This window comes from Streptococcus rupicaprae, from assembly GCF_040545225.1.
Taxonomy (GTDB): domain Bacteria; phylum Bacillota; class Bacilli; order Lactobacillales; family Streptococcaceae; genus Streptococcus; species Streptococcus rupicaprae.
Map to the genome: position 1 here is coordinate 35022 of NZ_JBEPLO010000004.1, position 17370 is coordinate 52391.

Consider the following 17370-nt stretch of genomic DNA (forward strand, 5'->3'; position numbering starts at 1 on the left):
GGCTCTTAGAGCAAAAGGCTAAGCGTGGAGATTACCTGATTCCAGCTCTTCAAAAGAGCGATTATGCCTCTTGGGACAAATTGTCTTGGACAGCCTTGCCTTCTTCAAGCAAGGCTGCAACAATCTTACGGTCTCGTATTCTAACAGAGTCATTGATGGTTTGAGCAGATTGGACAATGGCCTGTTCCAGCTGCTGGCGTTGGGCACGGCCGTTGGTAATAGCCTGGATAATGCCTTCGTTTTGAGCGACAAGGCTCTCAGCTAACTTGGTCACAGTTTCGATAGCCATGGTCGGCCGTTGGGCAGTTGCCTCCATACGAGGAATGGCTTCCTTGCTGGTTTCAGCCAGCATTTGAAGGGCTGCGTTATTAGCGTTGATGATGGCGTCTGCGGTGACTTCTGCCTTGACAGACTGTTGCAACATACCGAGTTGGGCGATAGACAACTTCATGGTTGGAATCGTGTTGCGACGAATCATCCCGAGTTTTTGCTTCATGTCTGAGGAAACCTTGACCAGATTGCGCATCTGTGGCGTGGTTGCCCAGGCGACATAGAGTCGACTGATGTATTCAGTGCGTTGTTGCTCCAAGGAATTAACGACCTCAGTCATCCGCATCATCTGCTCGTTTTTAACCTGATAGTCAACAGAAGTAGAATCTAACAGCGCCAATTCTTGTTGGAGTTGGTCTGCTCGTTGGCTGGCTTCTCGGCCGCTGGCTTCGACAAAGGCAATAACGCCAACTAGGTTTTCAATAGAATTGGTATTTTCTTCGATCAAGAGCTCGGCAGAGATAATATTGCGTGAGAGAGTATCCTCGTTTTTAGCGACACTGGCAGCTAAACCGTCCATCCGATTCTCAATGGACTGGGCTTCAAAGTAGAAGTCTTGGAGACTGGTTTTCCCTTGTTTGAAGAGCTTTTGAAGAAGGTTGGGTTTCTTTTCTAAGTCAGCCGCTTCGCCGACGTTTTTGTACTTGGCAACGAAACCGTTCAATTCACGGTTGGTGTTGAGCAGGAGTTCATCAACTTGAGGAATCTGGATATTTTTTTGTTCCTTTAAGATATGGTTCACCGTTTTATTGACAGCCTCAACAGCTTCTTTACCGAAATCCAGAAGGCTGTTTTGGTTATCCACGAAACTGTCGACAAGAGCTGGAACCCGGCTGGAAATCGCCTCTTTTTGCTCAGGAGTCAACTTGTCAAAGAAAGAGAGGGATTCAGCCTCGCCTTGGGCTGTTTGCTGGATCAGTTCAGTTGTCTTATCTGTTGGAGCTGCAGCAGAGTTAGCGATTTTGTCGATGTCAAAATTGAAGGTTTGGGTCATAAGTTACTCCTTTTTAATTGTCATTTTGCAAGAGACGCAGGCTGATTTCAAAATTCATCATATCGTTCTCATTGATTTGGCGTAGGGTTTGTTTGAGGATTTCCTGGCCACTTTCGAGAGAAAATTTAGCCTGTTTGAGGCGATCTTCTGCCTTAAAATATTGGCTCGGGTCTTCCTTAATACGCAGGTAGCCATCCAAAACATCGTTGAAATTTCTCATATTGCTGAGGTGGATAGCGAGAAGCTCTTTCTTATTGGCCAGTTGCGTCTTTTCTAATTTTTCTACGATTTGCTCGTGGCTCTTGCTGAGCGATGTATAGGTTTCTAAAATCTCTGGGGCCACTTGCTGGATGTGGCGCATTTTAAGAAAGGTTTCATGGCTCTTATCGTCAGCTGCCTGGTAGATAATATCAGGATTATCGACAGTTTCCTTAGGCCTCAGTCTTGCAGTGACCTTGCCAGCATCTGGGAAGATATCCTCAACTAGGTTGAGGACCCCATCGGTCACGTCATTTAGGAAATTTCCTTTAGGTTTGAGGGCAGATGAGACATGGATCATGGTGATGGCATCTTGGTATTTCTGGGTGTCAAGACGGTTGCTGTGGCGCTCAACCAAGCGGTCCAGTTCTTTAGCGTCCTGGTTAATCTTTCGGTAGAGCTGAGGATATTGGCCCTGCTGGTCGCTTTGCTTTAGGTTTCTCACATAGTCCAATCCCATTTGCAGGCTGACAGTCAAACGTTCAATGCGCATCAGGTCCTTTTGAGTCTTGTAGCGCCAGGCCCCGATGCCACCTGCAACTGGTAAACCAAAGATGAGAACAGTTATCAAAAAATCAATCATAAACTACTCCCTGTTTCTAATCAAGTTCTCTTAAATTATACACTGAAAGCCTTCTATAAACAAGCGTTTAGCAAACTTCAAAGTTCCAAGAGGAGCCAGCTATGAGGTGGTTAGTGGGAGATTAGGCTTTGCTAGGAGCGGCGTTGGAATTCCTCCATTCTTTGATCTACTAATGGCAAATCAAAGAGGAAAGGCCAGGACACCCTGTCCTAGCCTTTAGCAGTGGATGGAGTTAGACCTTGTTGGGATCGCGGACAATCAGCAGGTCAACTCGAGCATTGCGCATGATGTACTCAGAAGAAGAGCCGATGAGCAAGCGCTCAAAAGAATTAAGCCCTGTAGCTCCCAAAAGGATGAGGTCCACCTGTTCACGATCAGGAATTTCCTTTGCTAGAAGTGGCCGAGGGTCACCGAGTTCTAGCACTTGTTTGACGTGCTGTAGGCCAGCCTTACGGGCACGCTCTTCATAAGCCACCAATTGCAACTTGGCCTCTTTTTCAAGATTAACGTAAACATTGGTGTCAAAGGCCGAGTAGGTGTGGAGGGAACGATTGTCGATGACATGGGTAATGATGAGTTGGGCCTGGTTTCGCAGGGCAACATGGATGGCTTTCTCAAAGGCTAATTCAGCCTCTGGAGAGCCGTCGACAGCGACCATAATGGTCTGATAGGTTTGTAGCATAATCCGTCCTCCTTATCTTAATGCTAGCAACTTGTGCTACATGGGGTGAGATTCTTTCTAACTCTATTGTAAACTATTTTAGAAAAAATGTAAAGGCTTACACTTGATCAGTTGATAATTCTCATCTTTTTTATTGTGAAAAAAAAGGAAATGCGCTACAATAAGACATACTTTAAAAGAGGAGAGTGAGGACAAGAGAGATGAAACTATATAATAAGTCATCTAAGTTAGAACATGTGGCTTACGATATCCGTGGTCCAGTGCTAGATGAAGCTAACCGTATGCGGGCCAACGGTGAGCAAATTTTGCGTCTCAATACAGGAAATCCAGCTGAATTTGGCTTTAAGGCACCGGATGAGGTCATTCAGGATTTGATTCGTAATGCCCGCTACAGCGAGGGTTACTCTAATTCCAAGGGGATTTTTTCAGCCCGTAAGGCTATCATGCAGTACTGTCAGTTGAAGCAGTTTCCTAATATAGATGTTGACGATATTTACATCGGTAATGGAGTGTCCGAGCTCATCACCATGTCCATGCATGCCCTTTTGGACAATGGAGATGAAGTTTTAGTGCCCATGCCAGACTACCCGCTTTGGACAGCCTCTGTCAGCCTGGCTGGAGGAAATGCTGTTCACTATATCTGCGATGAACAGGCAGAATGGAACCCTGATATTGATGACATTAAAAGCAAGATTACCGACCGCACCAAGGCTATCGTGATCATCAACCCCAACAACCCGACGGGTGCTCTTTACCCCAAGGAACTATTAGAAGAGATTGTTGAGCTTGCTCGCCAGCATGAGTTGATTATTTTCTCAGATGAAATTTATGATCGTATGGTGTTTGATGGGCTGGAACATACGCCGATCGCCAGCCTTGCACCAGATGTTTTTGTAGTAACTATGAACGGCCTATCCAAATCTCATCGGATTTGTGGTTTCCGAGTGGGCTGGATGGTGCTCTCGGGGCGCAAGGACCATGTCAAGGGCTATATTGAGGGCCTCAACATGATGGCCAATATGCGCCTATGCTCTAACGTCTTGGCCCAACAGGTGGTTCAAACGTCGCTCGGTGGCTATCAGTCGGTCGATGAACTCCTCAAGCCAGGCGGTCGAATTTTTGAGCAGAGAGAATTTATCACCAAAGCCATCAATGCCATTCCAGGCCTTTCTACGGTCAAACCCAAGGCGGGTCTCTATGTCTTTCCAAAGATCGACCGAGATATGTATCGGATCGACGACGATGAGCAGTTTGTGCTGAACTTCCTCAAGCAGGAGAAGGTCATGTTAGTCCATGGTCGAGGCTTTAACTGGCAAGAGCCAGATCACTTCCGAATTGTCTACCTGCCAACGGTGGAAGAGCTCGGAGATCTTCAAGAAAAACTGACCCGTCATTTAAAGCAATACAAGCGGTAAGGTATTCACAGGCAAGGCAATCTATGTTTTGTCTGTTTTTTGCATTTTAACAATAGGAATATTCTGATAATTGTTGCGATTTTACGCAATATCTGGTATAATGAGTGTAATTAAAAACAAGGTGGTTGAAATGGCAACTTTATTAGAAAAAACACGTAAGATTACAGCGATTTTGAAACGTTCAGAAGAGCAGCTCCAAGCCGATCTTCCTTACAATCCAATCGCCAATCAGTTGGCGGACATTATTGACTGTAATGCTTGTATTATCAATAGCTCAGGAGAAGTTTTGGGCTATTTCCTCAAGTATCGGACAAATAATGATCGAATTGAGGCTTTCTTTGAGCGCAAGCAATTCCCTGAAGATTATGTACGATTGGCGTCACTGATCTACGAAACAGAGGCCAATATTCCTGTGACTAACGAATTGACAGCATTTCCAAAGGATGCGCAGGACCTCTATCCTAACGGTTTGACAACCATTGTCCCTATTCATGTCTCTGGGATTCGCTTTGGTTCTCTGCTGATCTGGCGCAATGATGAGCAGTTCCACGATGAGGACTTGATTCTAATTGAAATGGCTTCGACAGTAGTGGGGCTACAATTGTTGAATTTCCAACGCGAGAAAGACGAGGAAAGTATCCGTAAACGCACGGCTGTTAACATGGCGATTAACACCCTCTCTTACTCAGAAATGAAGGCTGTTTCTGCCATTTTGCAAGAGTTAGATGGCAAAGAAGGCCAGTTGACGGCGTCTGTTATTGCAGATCGTATCGGGATTACACGGTCGGTTATTGTCAATGCCCTTCGTAAATTAGAGTCTGCCGGAGTGATTGAAAGCCGTTCGCTCGGCATGAAGGGAACTTACTTGAAGGTCTTGATTCCAGATGTTTTCGAAGAAGTGAAGAAACGGGATTATTAAAATGACTAAGAAAGCTCTGATTTCGATTGATTATACCTATGATTTTGTGGCGGAAGATGGCAAGCTAACTGCAGGAAAGCCCGCCCAAGCGATTGACGAGCGGATTGCAGAGGTCACGCAGGAAGCCTATGAGCGAGGAGACTATATCTTCTTTGCTATTGATAGCCATGAGGAAGACGATGTTTTTCATCCTGAAACCAGGCTGTTTCCTCCTCACAATATCAAAGGAACTTCTGGTAGGGACCTCTATGGCCAATTGGCTGAGGTTTACGAAGCCATCAAGGAGGATACCCGTGTTTTCTGGTTTGACAAGCGGCATTATTCGGCCTTTTCGGGGACAGACTTGGATATCCGTCTGCGAGAACGTGAGGTCAAAACAGTCGTCTTAACAGGAGTTTTATCGGATATCTGTGTGCTGCACACGGCCATTGATGCTTATAATCTAGGGTATCAGATTGAAATCGTGGCCTCAGCAGTTGCCAGTCTAACAGAGGAAAATCATCAATTTGCTCTCAACCATTTTAAAAATGTGCTTGGAGCAACTATCGTAGAATAAGTAGAATAATTAGAAAGAGCAGTGATTTAAAAAGTTTGAGGATCCTGCTTTTTTGCTTAAATTTTCTAATCTATGGATTTATATGAGGATTTTAAATGAAGAAAAAAATCGGTTATCTGCTCGTCTATCTGCCATTGCTGATGTGGCTATTATTTCCATTTGGAGGATACCTCCTAATTGATTTAGTCATAAAATTGCTCCTTTCGGGAGGAATGATGTCTGGCCTGGTGGTATGGGTTTACCTGGCCTATGCTTGTGGCATACTTTACCTCTTAGGATTTATTGGGAATTTGACTAGGGCAATCGGTCGACTGAGGGCAGCAGATACTAAGTGGCAGGGTTTGAGTAGTCTCCTTTATCTGATAGTGACTATAATAGCAGCTATTTATGGCATTATGAATTCTTCGCTTATTTTGATGGGAATTTTTCTAATCAAAGAAAACTTTCCCTTTGCCCTGCTAATTGCAAGTTTTCCCATTTTGGACTATTTTTCAAGTCTTTCCGAGGAAGAGTTTACCATTCCTTTTTTGCAATCTCAGAAAAAAATCAACCTGAAACTAGCGCTTCTTGTTTGGGTTGGCCTACTGATAGCGGCTATAGGGCTTCCTCAAATCCACCGAGAGTTTGTTTCTTATCAGAAGAACAGGGGAATTGAAGAAAGTTTACAGTCCTTATATCAATCCTACGGCTATGACTATGAAGTAGCTGTGCAGTCTAAAGAGGAAGGACACGCAAGGGTTGTTTTAAGCGATCAAGGAGTTGACCTCCCTGTCAGGATTCAGTTTGAAGAGGATCGAGTTAGTCGCAAAGTGGAGGTTTTAGGGACAAGTTTTATTGATGTTCGTCAAGGCTTGAACACTTTATTGGAAGAAAAGAGCAAAGAAATAGAAGCTCAGGAGACCCTAAAGATCTATCAGTCCTTGGTAGAGACCTTGGCTGATGACTTGCCTGAGGAAGAACAGCCAGCCGAGCTTGAGATCACTTTTCGGACGCCTGAGGATTATCAATTGCCAGAAGAATTGGTCCGATTGGCGCAGAAAAATAATAAATCAGATAAGGCTGTCTTGAAGGCTTATGAGGGCTATTATGGGATTGATGTCGAGACCTACATGGCCTATGGTCTCTTAATGCCAGCTATTTCCTTAAAAAACTCTTCTGACTATAGTACGGGTTACGGCCTTTTGGAGAATGGAGATTTGTCGAGTTTACCAGACGGCTCTTATCTCCTCAATGATCAGCTCTATGTTGTCCAAGATGGGCAAATCATAGCTAATCAGAGTATGCCGATTTCCCCAAAAGGCTTAGACAAAGATGAATCTAACACGCACTACTATTCCTTGGAAGAAATCGAAGTGGCGCATGATTCAGACGGAGGAAGATTGACTGGCAAAGATACACTGTCCGAGGAGGAAATTATCACGGCTATAGAATCTTTCTATAATCAACTGGGTCAAAAAGTGACGGCTACAGTAGTCGCCTATCTCGAAGGTACTCAGACAGTGCTCGCTTACCTGGAGCAGGGGAAGATTAGAATTCCAGTTAGGCTAGGATTTGAAAATGGACAAGTCATTTCCACAACCTACGAAGGAGATGACTCGCTTTATGAGCATAGCATAATCTTGAGGCATTTTGCAGAAAGTTCAGAGGCCCAAAGACTGAGAAACCACTACAAGGAATTAGTCAAGCAAGCCATTGCAAAGACTGACCACAAGGCTCATTTGGCCGTGATGGATACTGGGACTATCTACAGCTCCTATACCGGTTACCGTTTTTGGGACCTATCTGAAGCGATTCTTTCTGAAAAAGCCTCTCATAGGCAATCGTCGGATCCTGTTCAGTCGGCTTTCTATGGCTTGGGTGGCCTATCAGTGGAAGATTTAATAAAATCAGGGGCCTTAGTGGTGACGGTTGATTTAATGACTATCTCTGACGATTTTTACTATGGCTGGGCTGAGTATCAAGCGGCTGAATCGGAAATCTTTGAGAACTTGGATACGAGTCAGCTGTCAGATGGTCTCTATCTATTAGGTGGCCGAGCTTTTCAAATTAAGGGAGGTCAGGTATTAAACCAAACCACCTCCAGTCCCGTAGATAGAAGTTTAATTGATTTGCCTGCTACGTCTAATTTTGATTATCTTATTCAGGAGGAATGGGAAGAACCTTCGCTGCTATTTGATGAATTGATTAAGGAGGTGGAAGAATAGGTATCAAATCTTCTGAACGGGCAGGCCAGTCGCTTTGAGAAAGAGAGGGATCTAGCTTGTAGGGTAACTTTTGTTTCCTAGACGAAGCTGTGTTCTCTCTTTCAGGCAAGGATTACAAGTCACTTTGAAATCTTCAAGTTATTTGTAAAAGCCTTAGATCAACGCTTTTTATGACGTTTTTCTAAGGCTTTTATGGATGTGGTGTCCTGCTGTTATCAGTTTTTTGGCGCAAGGTTCGCAAGTATCAGGGCTTTAGTTTTTAATAAAGTCTATGAAGTTAAAGAGGTGGTCTAAAATAAGTCTTCTTGCCCATAGTGTTTTTTCTCCATCATCCGCAGTGAGATTTCAAAATCGCCAAGCTCAGCTTCATTTAATTTTTTCAAGGTAGTGTCAAGGTCTGTGTCAAATTGTTCTAGGGCAGCCTTGGCTTTGGCTAGTCGTGCTTCGGCCTGATTGTAATTCTTTGGAGCTTTTTTGATTTTGAGATAGCCATGGAGAATATCGTAGAACTGTTTCATGTTGATCTCGTGGATGGCTCTCAATTCAGCCTGATTATCAGAGTCCTGAAGTTTGGACAGGATTTCTAAGTGATCCCGCTGGATGTTTTGGTAGGTGACGGTTATTTCGGGAGCGATATTTAAAATATCATGGGCTACAGAATCTGCTGTATCAGCAAGAGTTGAAAGATTGAGAGACTGCAGATTTTCCTCAATCTTTTTTTGTTCATGACTTAGACTTTGGCTAATCCGGTGGTAGATATCCTGGTCCATCTGGTTTTTTAGGCTGTTGGTTTTTTCGAGAATTTGGCGAATTTGGGGCAGGACTTGATAGGATAAGATGCCGTATGAAATGTATTCCTTTTGATCAATGAGATGTTCAAGGGTCTTGATTTGCTGATCACAGCGGAAAAGATCCTCTTTTAACTCTTGCAATTGCTGCATGTTGTTGGGCTGGAACAGAGAAGTAATGTATTTCCCCAAAGACAAGGCGCCCAAACTTCCTGCTGCAACAAGTCCTATGGCAAGGAGGTGCTGGGGGAAGATAAGAGCACTGATGATACTCGCGATAGAAAGGCTTCCAAAAGCTAGAGCACTAGGGGATGGATTGGTCTTTTTAGGAACTAGATACAACTGGTTTGAGCTTTTGGTCTTGGAATCTTTGGAAGCCATAACATATCCTTTCGACATTTAGAACTTATCCCATTTTATCATATAGTTTCTATGTGAAGCAATCAGAATGAAGTATGATATACTATTGTGAGAAAGGAAAGATGGCAATGGTAGAAAAGAAACGCAATTTAGAGACGCTGGCAAGTGATTTGCAACAAGACCAGTTAAACCGTGAGGTCAAGATGCAAAAGACAAACTATTCTCGCTGGATTATTATGGTGATTAGCCTGTTGGGGGTTCTTCTGATTGGTTTGGGTGTACGTGCCTATCGTAATCGAGACTTGAGCGAATTAGAATTACAAACTTATATAGATGGTTTAGTAGCATCTGAATCCGACTATTCCTTTGATTGGAGCCTGGAAGAGGTTAAGGCCTTAGAATTTTCTACCAAGGATGATCGGAAAGGAAGCAGTTTGAAGGATGTTTTGTCAACTCATGGAAAGCCGTCAAGCGCAGAGTTGATTGCTGGAAAAGAAGATATAGATGCCTTTCAGATCAGCTACCTCTCCAACAAATATGACTACAGTATTCCTTACCGAAAAGTGACTCTCTTGTTTAAGAAAGTAGATGGTGTGTTTCGTCTGTATAGCAGGGAGGCAGAAGGAGAATTCAGCGATTCACCTTTCGTTGCTCAGTGGCATACGACTTTTGATTGGAGTCAAGATGATTTTGACGCCTTGAGGCCAACAAATTATCTTGACCCTCAGTCGGAAGGAACGTCTTATCAAGAAGTTATTGACCAACATGATCTTCCAAACTCTGTGGCTTATAGTTTACTGGATGATACGGAACACGTATATGCATTTTATTACCGTATAGGAGTCAAGGAGTGGAGAAAAGAGGATCACGTCAGTCTACTTTTTCTTGGCCATGATGGCAAGGAACCACATTTAGTCTCTGTGGATGGGATGATAGGAGGAGAAGAGGGTGAAAAAAGCACCGAATAAGAGAAGGGAAAATGAGCTTGAAGACCTTGTCCAAGAACTGGATCGCTTTCTCTTTTTCAAGAAAATCAGCAGAATCTTAAGGCCTTATCGCTTCGTCTTAGTTATGTTGACCGTTTTATTGCTAGTGACAGTTGGTTACTTGGCTTGGGAGCGTTATCAGAAGCGGCCACTGACACCAGAGGAAACCGAGGCTTATGCTCAGTCTTTGATCGCTCAATCGGCTCAAGAGTATGACTACTTATGGACAGCGGAAAATCTAGAAACGATCAAGGCAGATGAGCTTGGTCATGAGGGGACAAAATTGACAGACATTTTGAAAACTTATGGTAAGCCTTCAGATATGCAGATCAATGAGGGAGATCCGACCTCTTTTTTCATTATCTACCAGAAATATGCCTTTGATAAGACGGCCCACTCTGTGGTCGCAAAAGAAGAAGGGGAGACTATGCAAGATGTCGCTTTGGGGATAAAGCGGATTGATGGGGCCTATCGTGTTTTTGCCTATTTTGGACGTTTCATAGCGGAAGATTATCCACTTAAGAAGGGGGAGAATCCAGACTTAAAAGGAAGAGCTAACGAGATTGCTGCTCTGGAAGTTGCAGACTTTTTAGAAGAGAAAGCAGGGGTCTTGCCTGAGGAGGTGATCGCTGAGTTTGGCCCGCCGACTTATTCTTATATTTCTATGGATTCCATACTACCGAAAAGCTTAGGGCTGAACTATCATATGCCGGATTCGGATACGATTTACCATCTGTCTTTTGAGGAAGGTATGTCTGGAGAGTATAGGTTGCACAACATCTTTATTTGGACTGAAGATCAGCTAAAGGACTGACTACTATGGCATTCAACACGGAATGGCTTCATTTGAAGTTCAAAAAATAGACTGAAATATGATATAATAGATAGAATTCTGTAAATGCGCAAGGAGAAGGTATGAAAATCTCAGAAGAAGAAGTACGCCATGTAGCCAAGCTTTCTAAGCTGGCCTTTAGCGATGAAGAAACGACAGCTTTCGCGACAACCTTGACCAAGATTGTGGACATGGTGGAGTTGCTGAATGAGGTGGACACGGCAGGTATTCCTGTTACCACAACCATGGCGGACCGGAAGACGGTTGTCCGTGAAGATGTGACGGAAAAAGGACCAGACCGTGATCTGTTGTTTAAAAATGTACCTGAAAAAGAAAACAACTTTATCAAAGTACCAGCCATCTTAGAGGAAGGAGGAGATGCTTAATGAACTTGAACAAGAAGACCATTGATGAATTGCATGAACTTTTGGTCAAAAAAGAGATTTCAGCTGTGGAGCTGACCAAGGCGACCTTGGAAGACATTCATGCGCGCGAAGAGGCGGTTGGCTCCTTTATCACCGTAGCTGATGAGCTGGCCCTTTCCCAAGCTGAGAAGATTGATGCAGCTGGGATTGATGCAGACAATGTCCTGTCAGGGATTCCGCTTGCGGTCAAGGACAATATCTCGACCAAGGGGATCTTGACGACTGCAGCTTCTAAAATGCTTTACAACTACGAGCCGATTTTTGACGCGACAGCGGTAACCAATGCCTATGACAGCGGTATGATTGTCATTGGTAAGACCAATATGGATGAGTTTGCCATGGGGGGCTCGACCGAGACATCTTACTTCAAAAAGACTAAGAATGCTTGGGATCAGACCAAGGTTCCAGGTGGCTCATCTGGAGGTTCTGCGACAGCGGTTGCTTCTGGTCAAGTTCGTCTGTCTTTAGGGTCTGATACGGGTGGATCCATCCGTCAGCCAGCAGCCTTTAATGGGATTGTGGGATTAAAACCGACTTATGGAGCGATTTCACGTTATGGTCTCTTTGCCTTTGGTTCATCACTGGATCAGATTGGGCCATTTTCACAGACGGTTAAGGAAAACGCTCAGTTGCTCAATGTCCTAGCGAGTAGCGATACGAAGGATGCGACCTCTGCGCCTATCCAGATTGCCGACTACACCAGCAAGATTGGCCAAGACATCAAGGGGCTTAAGATTGCCTTGCCAAAAGAATACTTGGGTGAGGGGATCGAACCAGCTATTAAGGACAATATCCTGGCAGCTACCAAGCAGTTTGAAAACTTGGGTGCGGCTGTAGAGGAGGTCAGCCTGCCTCACAGTAAGTATGGGGTAGCGGTCTACTATATCATCGCTTCTGCAGAAGCATCCTCTAACTTGCAACGCTTTGACGGGATTCGCTATGGTTTCCGTGCAGAAGATGCTACATCTCTAGAAGATATTTATGTCAAGACCCGTAGCCAAGGCTTCGGTGAGGAAGTGAAACGCCGGATCATGCTAGGCTCCTTTGCCCTTTCTTCTGGCTATTACGATGCCTACTTCAAGAAGGCTGGTCAAGTGCGGACCTTAATCATTGAAGACTTCAATAAGGTGTTTGCGGATTATGACTTGATTTTAGGGCCTACGACACCGACGGTAGCCTATGATTTGGGCAGCCAAAGCCAGGATCCTGTGGCCATGTACCTAGCAGATCTCTTGACCATTCCAGTTAACTTGGCGGGCTTGCCGGGCATTTCCATCCCGTCAGGCTTTGTGGATGGCTTGCCAGTAGGGCTTCAGCTGATTGGTCCAAAATATTCTGAAGAGACCATCTACCAAGCAGCCGCAGCCTTTGAAGCGGTGACCGATTACCACAAGCAACAGCCCGTGATTTTTGGAGGTGATAAGTAATGAATTTTGAAACCATTATCGGACTAGAAGTCCACGTGGAATTGAATACCAACTCCAAAATCTTCTCGCCTTCTTCGGCCCATTTTGGAGAAGATGCGAATAGCAACACCAATGTGATTGACTGGTCTTTCCCGGGTGTTTTGCCTGTGATGAACAAGGGGGTTATCGACGCTGGGATCAAGGCTGCGCTGGCCCTCAACATGGACATTCACCAGCACATGCACTTTGACCGCAAGAACTATTTCTACCCTGACAACCCCAAGGCCTATCAGATTTCTCAATTTGATGAGCCCATTGGCTACAATGGTTGGATTGAGATTGCCCTAGAAGATGGTACGACCAAGAAAATCCGTATAGAGCGGGCTCATTTGGAAGAAGATGCTGGGAAAAACACCCACGGGACAGACGGTTATTCTTACGTGGACCTCAACCGTCAGGGTGTGCCGCTGATTGAGATTGTGTCAGAAGCAGATATGCGCTCTCCAGAAGAGGCCTATGCTTACCTGACAGCCCTCAAGGAAATCATCCAGTACACAGGAATTTCCGATGTCAAGATGGAAGAGGGTTCTATGCGGGTCGATGCCAACATTTCCTTACGTCCGTACGGTCAGGAGAAGTTTGGGACCAAAACCGAGCTCAAAAACCTCAACTCCTTCTCCAATGTCCGCAAAGGTCTGGAGTTTGAAGTAGCTCGTCAGGCCAAGATCCTGCGCAGTGGAGGTCAAATCCGTCAGGAAACCCGCCGCTATGATGAAGCGACAAAGGGCACCATTCTGATGCGGGTCAAAGAGGGAGCGGCGGACTACCGCTACTTCCCAGAGCCAGACCTGCCCCTTTATGAGATCTCAGACGAGTGGATTGCGGAGATGCGGGCTAGCTTGCCGGCCTTTCCAGCAGAGCGCCGTGCTCGCTATATGGCGGACTTGGGCTTGTCAGCCTACGATGCTGGTCAGTTGACCGCCACTAAAGCAACATCTGATTTCTTCGAGCAGGCCGTGGCCATCGGCGGCGATGCCAAGCAGGTCTCCAACTGGCTTCAAGGCGAAGTAGCGCAGTACCTCAATGCTGAGCAAACGGTCCTTGAAAAGATTGCCTTGACTCCAGAAAATCTGGTCGAGATGATTGCCTTGATTGCAGATGGGACCATTTCCTCTAAGATTGCCAAGAAGGTCTTTGTTCACCTGGCTAAGAATGGCGGCTCAGCTAAGGAACATGTGGAAAAAGCAGGTTTAGTGCAGGTTTCAGACCCAGCGGTTCTGATTCCCATTATCCACCAAGTCTTTGAAGATAACGAAGCAGCTGTTGCGGATTTTAAGTCTGGCAAACGCAATGCAGACAAGGCCTTCACAGGCTTCCTGATGAAGGCTACAAAAGGTCAAGCCAACCCACAAGTGGCCCAACAACTCCTAGCCCAAGAATTGCAGAAATTGTTGGATTAAGAGCTCTGCAACAGTTCATTCTATAGAGATTCTATGAGATAAAACTCAGAAGCTAGGGAAGTTTCCTGCTTTTGAGTTTTTTGTAACGGATTTGAGGTGGAGAGATTGGGCCTATTATGAAAAGAGGCAGTATGTGGTCAACTGGTAGTGGGAAGGAACTGATTTCCTTGGAATAGCTTGAGGTGAGTAACTTACTGTCGCTGATTGGCTTTCTAAATAGGAGAGCAGCAGGTTTAGAGTCCTTGGATTTTAGATATACCTAGGGATGTGAAAGTTCGGATATTAGCCAGTGAGTATATGCTTATTCGGTTTTTTTCACAAATTTTATTTTAAAAATGGTATAATAGAGATAGTTTTTTACGAGGAGGATTACGATGAAAAAACTAGCATTATTACTCTGGTTGCCCCTCACCTTTTTGTTGGTGGCTTGTGGAAAAAGTCCTAAGGACGAATTTATTTCGCGTCTTGAAAACCAATACACGGATAAGCCTGTTGCCTATGAAATGACCATCAAATTGGATGATGTAACTTCTAGCGGGGTTAATCCGATGGCCTCTTTCATCGGTAAGGAAATCAAAGCTACGATAAGTCAAGATTTGTCAGAGAAAATAGTCAGTCTTCATGCAGATTTGTCAGATGTTAATCCAACTTTATCTGATTTTGAAATGGTTTATATTGGTGACAAGGCCTATATGACGGTAGAGCCTATGTTAGGGATGTATGGTGTGACCTCTAGCGATTTGGCTGGAAAATACATGGATGTAGCAGATGCACAAGGTTCTCCCCTGCCTGATCTTGGTGAATTAACACCTGCCAACAAGGAAAATGTTGCCTTCTTTAAAGAGATTGACAGCAAAAACTTTACCAAGTCTGGAGACAAGGTTAGCCTAAGTTTGACCCTAGAAGAGTTAATGGCATTTACCCAAAAAGTTTTGGAGACTGGCGATGAAGAGACCAAGGAACTTGCTCAGCAATACAAGGCTCAGATGGAAACTGCCCAGGGTGCCTTTACGAAGGATTCTAAGTTCGTCATGACGGTTGACAAAAAGAATAATGCCGAAGCTGTTTTAACCATGAAATCAGCTGAAAATAAAGAAGATGGCATGACCATCAAGATGGCTATCAACAAGATTGATTATAAGGCACCTAAGGTTCCGGCTGAAAAAGATATCATCTCTCAAGAGGAACTGCAACAAAGTCTTATGGCTAGCAGCGGAGCAGATACTACTGTAGATTACCAGATGAGTGATGAAGAGTTTCAAGAATTTTATACTATGCTAGAGACAGAAGTTTCTAATCATACCAAAGCGGAGCTACAAGAACTGATCGATGCTTTATCACCGTCCTTGACTGCCGAACAAGTCAAAAAATTAGAAGGATTGCTATCTAAGACCAAGGACGCTGCTTAATTAATGTACAAGAGGTTGGCTTATAAGGCCAGCCTTTTTTCCTGCTTTTCGAGTCCTGCAAGGTTCTATTTCAAAACCGTTTTGAAAAGGGCTTATACTCAAAGAAAATCAATCTAGCCTAGGAAAGGAAGCTGATGATAGAACTGGAGTTCATCGAAGCCAGTTGACAACGACTATCTTTGATCTTCAAAGAGTATTAGCCTGCTTTATCAGGACATTCATCAAGTAGGTGGTAAGTAGCTAAAGGATGAAGAAGGCTAAACAGCATTAGCTGATAGGAAATGGAGACAAGAGTGCAATTTTTAGATTGATTAAAACTTCACATTCACAAGACCATATGCTATACTATTAATATATCAATTGTCTGAGGAGGACTTATGGAGAAAACAAGGTGGGATAACTGGTCAGCGGCTATTGCTTATATGATCTTATTTGCGAGTGATTTTATCGTCAATACGATGGTCTGGACGGCCCATCCTGTGGTAACAGCGATTCTGTCGATAGTCCTCTTGCTGATCTGTTTATACGTAGCTTTCCGATTGGAGTTATTTCAAGCTTGGGGGAAATTTTGGACTTGGCGAACACTTAGGAGGCTGGGCTTAGGGATGTTGCTCATTTATTTGACGCAAATTCTGGGAAACCTGCTGATGATTTGGCAATATGGCCAACTCGTTGAACCTCAGAACCAGCAGAATATCATAGACGCCCAGATGCCTATGTATTTACTCTTTATTCTCGTGGTGTGCCAAGGGCCAGTTCTTGAAGAAGTCACCATGCGGGGGATCCTCATGGGGAGGTTACTGAAGCATCGGCCGATCTTAGCAATAGTTCTCAGTAGCGTAGTTTTTGGCTTCCTTCATGGACCGACTGATTTGGCCTCCTGGGCTCTCTATGGGGGAATGGGCCTGGTCTTTGCTTACTTATATCATCGGACCAAACAATTAGAGGTTGTTATTCTCCTGCATGCTTGCAATAACTGTATTGCGTTTCTCCGTATGTCTGGTATTTTTTAGTGATTATAAAAATATAAAAAGCACTGAATCCTTTCTAGGTTCAATGCTTTTAAAGTGGTTTATTTTTGGTCAATCATTTCTGTATGTCAACTTGGATTTGACAGGGATAAAATACCTCAGGCTGCCTTAGGAAGTATCCGGTGATTGGAAACTAGTGGTTTTCCTTATTGGTCTATCCGTTTACCTTTCGTTCAAAAGCATCTTCGGAAATACCTTGGTCTAGGATCAACTTGGCCCACTCTTTTGCAGAATGGAGGCTGTGGTCCTTGTAATTGCCACAAGACTCGATGGTTGTCCCAGGCACGTCTTCCCAGGTGATTGATTCAGCAATTTCACGCAAGCTTTCTGTGATGACTTGGGCAACTTGGCTAGCGGTCGGCTGTCCCCAAACAATCATGTGAAAGCCTGTCCGACACCCAAAAGGTGAGCAGTCGATCATTCCGTCCATACGCGTACGGATCAATTTTGCCAATAAATGCTCAATCGTGTGAAGACCAGCGGTATCCATGGCATTATGGTTGGGCTGGATCAAGCGGATATCAAAGTTGGTGATCACATCGCCCTTAGGGCCGTATTCTTCAGAGATTAAGCGGACATAGGGGGCCTTAACGATTGTATGATCCAATTCAAAACTTTCAACGACAACTTCTTTGGTCATGGGGAACTCCTTTTAAAATAGTTTGGAAATTCTTAAACAGTCACCTTATCGAAAGATTCCAGCCTTCTTTTAAGAATGTTACTCTAGCGCTA

General features: G+C 44.3%; 16 protein-coding genes. 11 read left to right on the forward strand and 5 right to left on the reverse strand.

Features of this window, described 5'->3' with window-relative positions:
- Positions 1 to 61: 61 nt before the first annotated feature.
- The 3 genes from ABID29_RS02585 to ABID29_RS02595 all read right to left on the reverse strand — a co-directional run bounded on the left by ABID29_RS02585 (position 62) and on the right by ABID29_RS02595 (position 2847).
- Positions 62 to 1324, reverse strand: a complete 1263-nt coding sequence (locus tag ABID29_RS02585) for a toxic anion resistance protein (RefSeq protein ID WP_354364189.1) — start codon at positions 1322 to 1324, stop codon at positions 62 to 64.
- 13 nt (positions 1325 to 1337) lie between these two features.
- On the reverse strand, positions 1338 to 2165 hold the full coding sequence (locus ABID29_RS02590) for a hypothetical protein (RefSeq protein WP_354364191.1): 828 nt from the start codon (positions 2163 to 2165) through the stop codon (positions 1338 to 1340).
- A gap of 232 nt (positions 2166 to 2397) precedes the next feature.
- Positions 2398 to 2847, reverse strand: a complete 450-nt coding sequence (locus ABID29_RS02595; RefSeq protein WP_354364192.1) for a universal stress protein — start codon at positions 2845 to 2847, stop codon at positions 2398 to 2400.
- A gap of 200 nt (positions 2848 to 3047) precedes the next feature.
- Between ABID29_RS02595 and ABID29_RS02600 the strand changes: the two genes are divergently transcribed.
- The 4 genes from ABID29_RS02600 to ABID29_RS02615 all read left to right on the forward strand — a co-directional run bounded on the left by ABID29_RS02600 (position 3048) and on the right by ABID29_RS02615 (position 7941).
- Positions 3048 to 4262 carry a pyridoxal phosphate-dependent aminotransferase gene (locus tag ABID29_RS02600; RefSeq protein ID WP_354364193.1) on the forward strand — a complete coding sequence of 405 codons (1215 nt, stop codon included), beginning with the start codon at positions 3048 to 3050 and terminating at the stop codon, positions 4260 to 4262.
- Positions 4263 to 4392: 130 nt separating this feature from the next.
- On the forward strand, positions 4393 to 5181 hold the full coding sequence (codY, locus tag ABID29_RS02605) for a GTP-sensing pleiotropic transcriptional regulator CodY (RefSeq protein ID WP_168548686.1): 789 nt from the start codon (positions 4393 to 4395) through the stop codon (positions 5179 to 5181).
- Between the two features lies 1 nt (position 5182).
- Positions 5183 to 5737: a cysteine hydrolase family protein gene (locus tag ABID29_RS02610; RefSeq protein ID WP_354364194.1), complete on the forward strand. Its 555-nt coding sequence runs from the start codon at positions 5183 to 5185 to the stop codon at positions 5735 to 5737.
- Positions 5738 to 5832: 95 nt separating this feature from the next.
- Positions 5833 to 7941, forward strand: coding sequence for a hypothetical protein (locus ABID29_RS02615; RefSeq protein WP_354364195.1), 2109 nt, complete (start codon positions 5833 to 5835; stop codon positions 7939 to 7941).
- Between the two features lie 290 nt (positions 7942 to 8231).
- Here the strand turns inward: ABID29_RS02615 and ABID29_RS02620 are convergent, their stop codons facing one another.
- Positions 8232 to 9110 carry a hypothetical protein gene (locus ABID29_RS02620; protein WP_354364196.1) on the reverse strand — a complete coding sequence of 293 codons (879 nt, stop codon included), beginning with the start codon at positions 9108 to 9110 and terminating at the stop codon, positions 8232 to 8234.
- A gap of 107 nt (positions 9111 to 9217) precedes the next feature.
- On the opposite strand from ABID29_RS02620, the gene ABID29_RS02625 reads away from it, so the two are divergent.
- From ABID29_RS02625 to ABID29_RS02655, 7 genes are all read left to right on the forward strand, one after another.
- Positions 9218 to 10057 (forward strand): hypothetical protein, encoded by an 840-nt coding sequence (locus ABID29_RS02625; RefSeq protein WP_354364198.1) that lies wholly within the window; start codon positions 9218 to 9220, stop codon positions 10055 to 10057.
- Positions 10038 to 10889: a hypothetical protein gene (locus ABID29_RS02630; RefSeq protein ID WP_354364199.1), complete on the forward strand. Its 852-nt coding sequence runs from the start codon at positions 10038 to 10040 to the stop codon at positions 10887 to 10889. Before ABID29_RS02625 ends, ABID29_RS02630 begins: the two co-directional genes overlap by 20 nt.
- Before the next feature lie 101 nt (positions 10890 to 10990).
- Complete coding sequence (gatC, locus tag ABID29_RS02635; RefSeq protein WP_354364201.1) at positions 10991 to 11293, forward strand: Asp-tRNA(Asn)/Glu-tRNA(Gln) amidotransferase subunit GatC; 303 nt, start codon at positions 10991 to 10993, stop codon at positions 11291 to 11293.
- Positions 11293 to 12759: an Asp-tRNA(Asn)/Glu-tRNA(Gln) amidotransferase subunit GatA gene (gene gatA, locus ABID29_RS02640; protein WP_354364202.1), complete on the forward strand. Its 1467-nt coding sequence runs from the start codon at positions 11293 to 11295 to the stop codon at positions 12757 to 12759. The genes gatC and gatA overlap by 1 nt, the downstream gene beginning before the upstream one ends.
- A complete protein-coding gene (gene gatB / locus ABID29_RS02645) occupies positions 12759 to 14198 on the forward strand; it encodes an Asp-tRNA(Asn)/Glu-tRNA(Gln) amidotransferase subunit GatB (RefSeq protein ID WP_354364204.1) in 1440 nt (479 codons plus the stop codon). The genes gatA and gatB overlap by 1 nt, the downstream gene beginning before the upstream one ends.
- 374 nt (positions 14199 to 14572) lie before the next feature.
- Positions 14573 to 15607 (forward strand): hypothetical protein, encoded by a 1035-nt coding sequence (locus ABID29_RS02650; RefSeq protein ID WP_354364205.1) that lies wholly within the window; start codon positions 14573 to 14575, stop codon positions 15605 to 15607.
- A 377-nt stretch (positions 15608 to 15984) separates the two neighbouring features.
- Entirely contained in the window at positions 15985 to 16620 is a 636-nt protein-coding gene (locus ABID29_RS02655; protein ID WP_354364206.1) for a CPBP family intramembrane glutamic endopeptidase, read from the forward strand.
- A gap of 172 nt (positions 16621 to 16792) precedes the next feature.
- Here ABID29_RS02655 and ABID29_RS02660 read toward each other — a convergent pair whose 3' ends face one another.
- The gene (locus ABID29_RS02660) at positions 16793 to 17278 is read right to left on the reverse strand and encodes an S-ribosylhomocysteine lyase (RefSeq protein ID WP_354364207.1); all 486 of its coding nucleotides are present in this window, start codon (positions 17276 to 17278) and stop codon (positions 16793 to 16795) included.
- Positions 17279 to 17370 lie beyond the last annotated feature (92 nt).

What these genes read in the sequence shown, in the direction of transcription:
- ABID29_RS02585 (WP_354364189.1), bottom strand. Translation starts at nt 1,324, where the DNA reads ATGACCCAAACCTTCAATTTTGACATCGACAAAATCGCTAACTCTGCT.
- ABID29_RS02590 (WP_354364191.1), bottom strand. Translation starts at nt 2,165, where the DNA reads ATGATTGATTTTTTGATAACTGTTCTCATCTTTGGTTTACCAGTTGCA.
- ABID29_RS02595 (WP_354364192.1), bottom strand. Translation starts at nt 2,847, where the DNA reads ATGCTACAAACCTATCAGACCATTATGGTCGCTGTCGACGGCTCTCCA.
- ABID29_RS02600 (WP_354364193.1), top strand. Translation starts at nt 3,048, where the DNA reads ATGAAACTATATAATAAGTCATCTAAGTTAGAACATGTGGCTTACGAT.
- codY (WP_168548686.1), top strand. Translation starts at nt 4,393, where the DNA reads ATGGCAACTTTATTAGAAAAAACACGTAAGATTACAGCGATTTTGAAA.
- ABID29_RS02610 (WP_354364194.1), top strand. Translation starts at nt 5,183, where the DNA reads ATGACTAAGAAAGCTCTGATTTCGATTGATTATACCTATGATTTTGTG.
- ABID29_RS02615 (WP_354364195.1), top strand. Translation starts at nt 5,833, where the DNA reads ATGAAGAAAAAAATCGGTTATCTGCTCGTCTATCTGCCATTGCTGATG.
- ABID29_RS02620 (WP_354364196.1), bottom strand. Translation starts at nt 9,110, where the DNA reads ATGGCTTCCAAAGATTCCAAGACCAAAAGCTCAAACCAGTTGTATCTA.
- ABID29_RS02625 (WP_354364198.1), top strand. Translation starts at nt 9,218, where the DNA reads ATGGTAGAAAAGAAACGCAATTTAGAGACGCTGGCAAGTGATTTGCAA.
- gatC (WP_354364201.1), top strand. Translation starts at nt 10,991, where the DNA reads ATGAAAATCTCAGAAGAAGAAGTACGCCATGTAGCCAAGCTTTCTAAG.
- gatA (WP_354364202.1), top strand. Translation starts at nt 11,293, where the DNA reads ATGAACTTGAACAAGAAGACCATTGATGAATTGCATGAACTTTTGGTC.
- gatB (WP_354364204.1), top strand. Translation starts at nt 12,759, where the DNA reads ATGAATTTTGAAACCATTATCGGACTAGAAGTCCACGTGGAATTGAAT.
- ABID29_RS02650 (WP_354364205.1), top strand. Translation starts at nt 14,573, where the DNA reads ATGAAAAAACTAGCATTATTACTCTGGTTGCCCCTCACCTTTTTGTTG.
- ABID29_RS02655 (WP_354364206.1), top strand. Translation starts at nt 15,985, where the DNA reads ATGGAGAAAACAAGGTGGGATAACTGGTCAGCGGCTATTGCTTATATG.
- ABID29_RS02660 (WP_354364207.1), bottom strand. Translation starts at nt 17,278, where the DNA reads ATGACCAAAGAAGTTGTCGTTGAAAGTTTTGAATTGGATCATACAATC.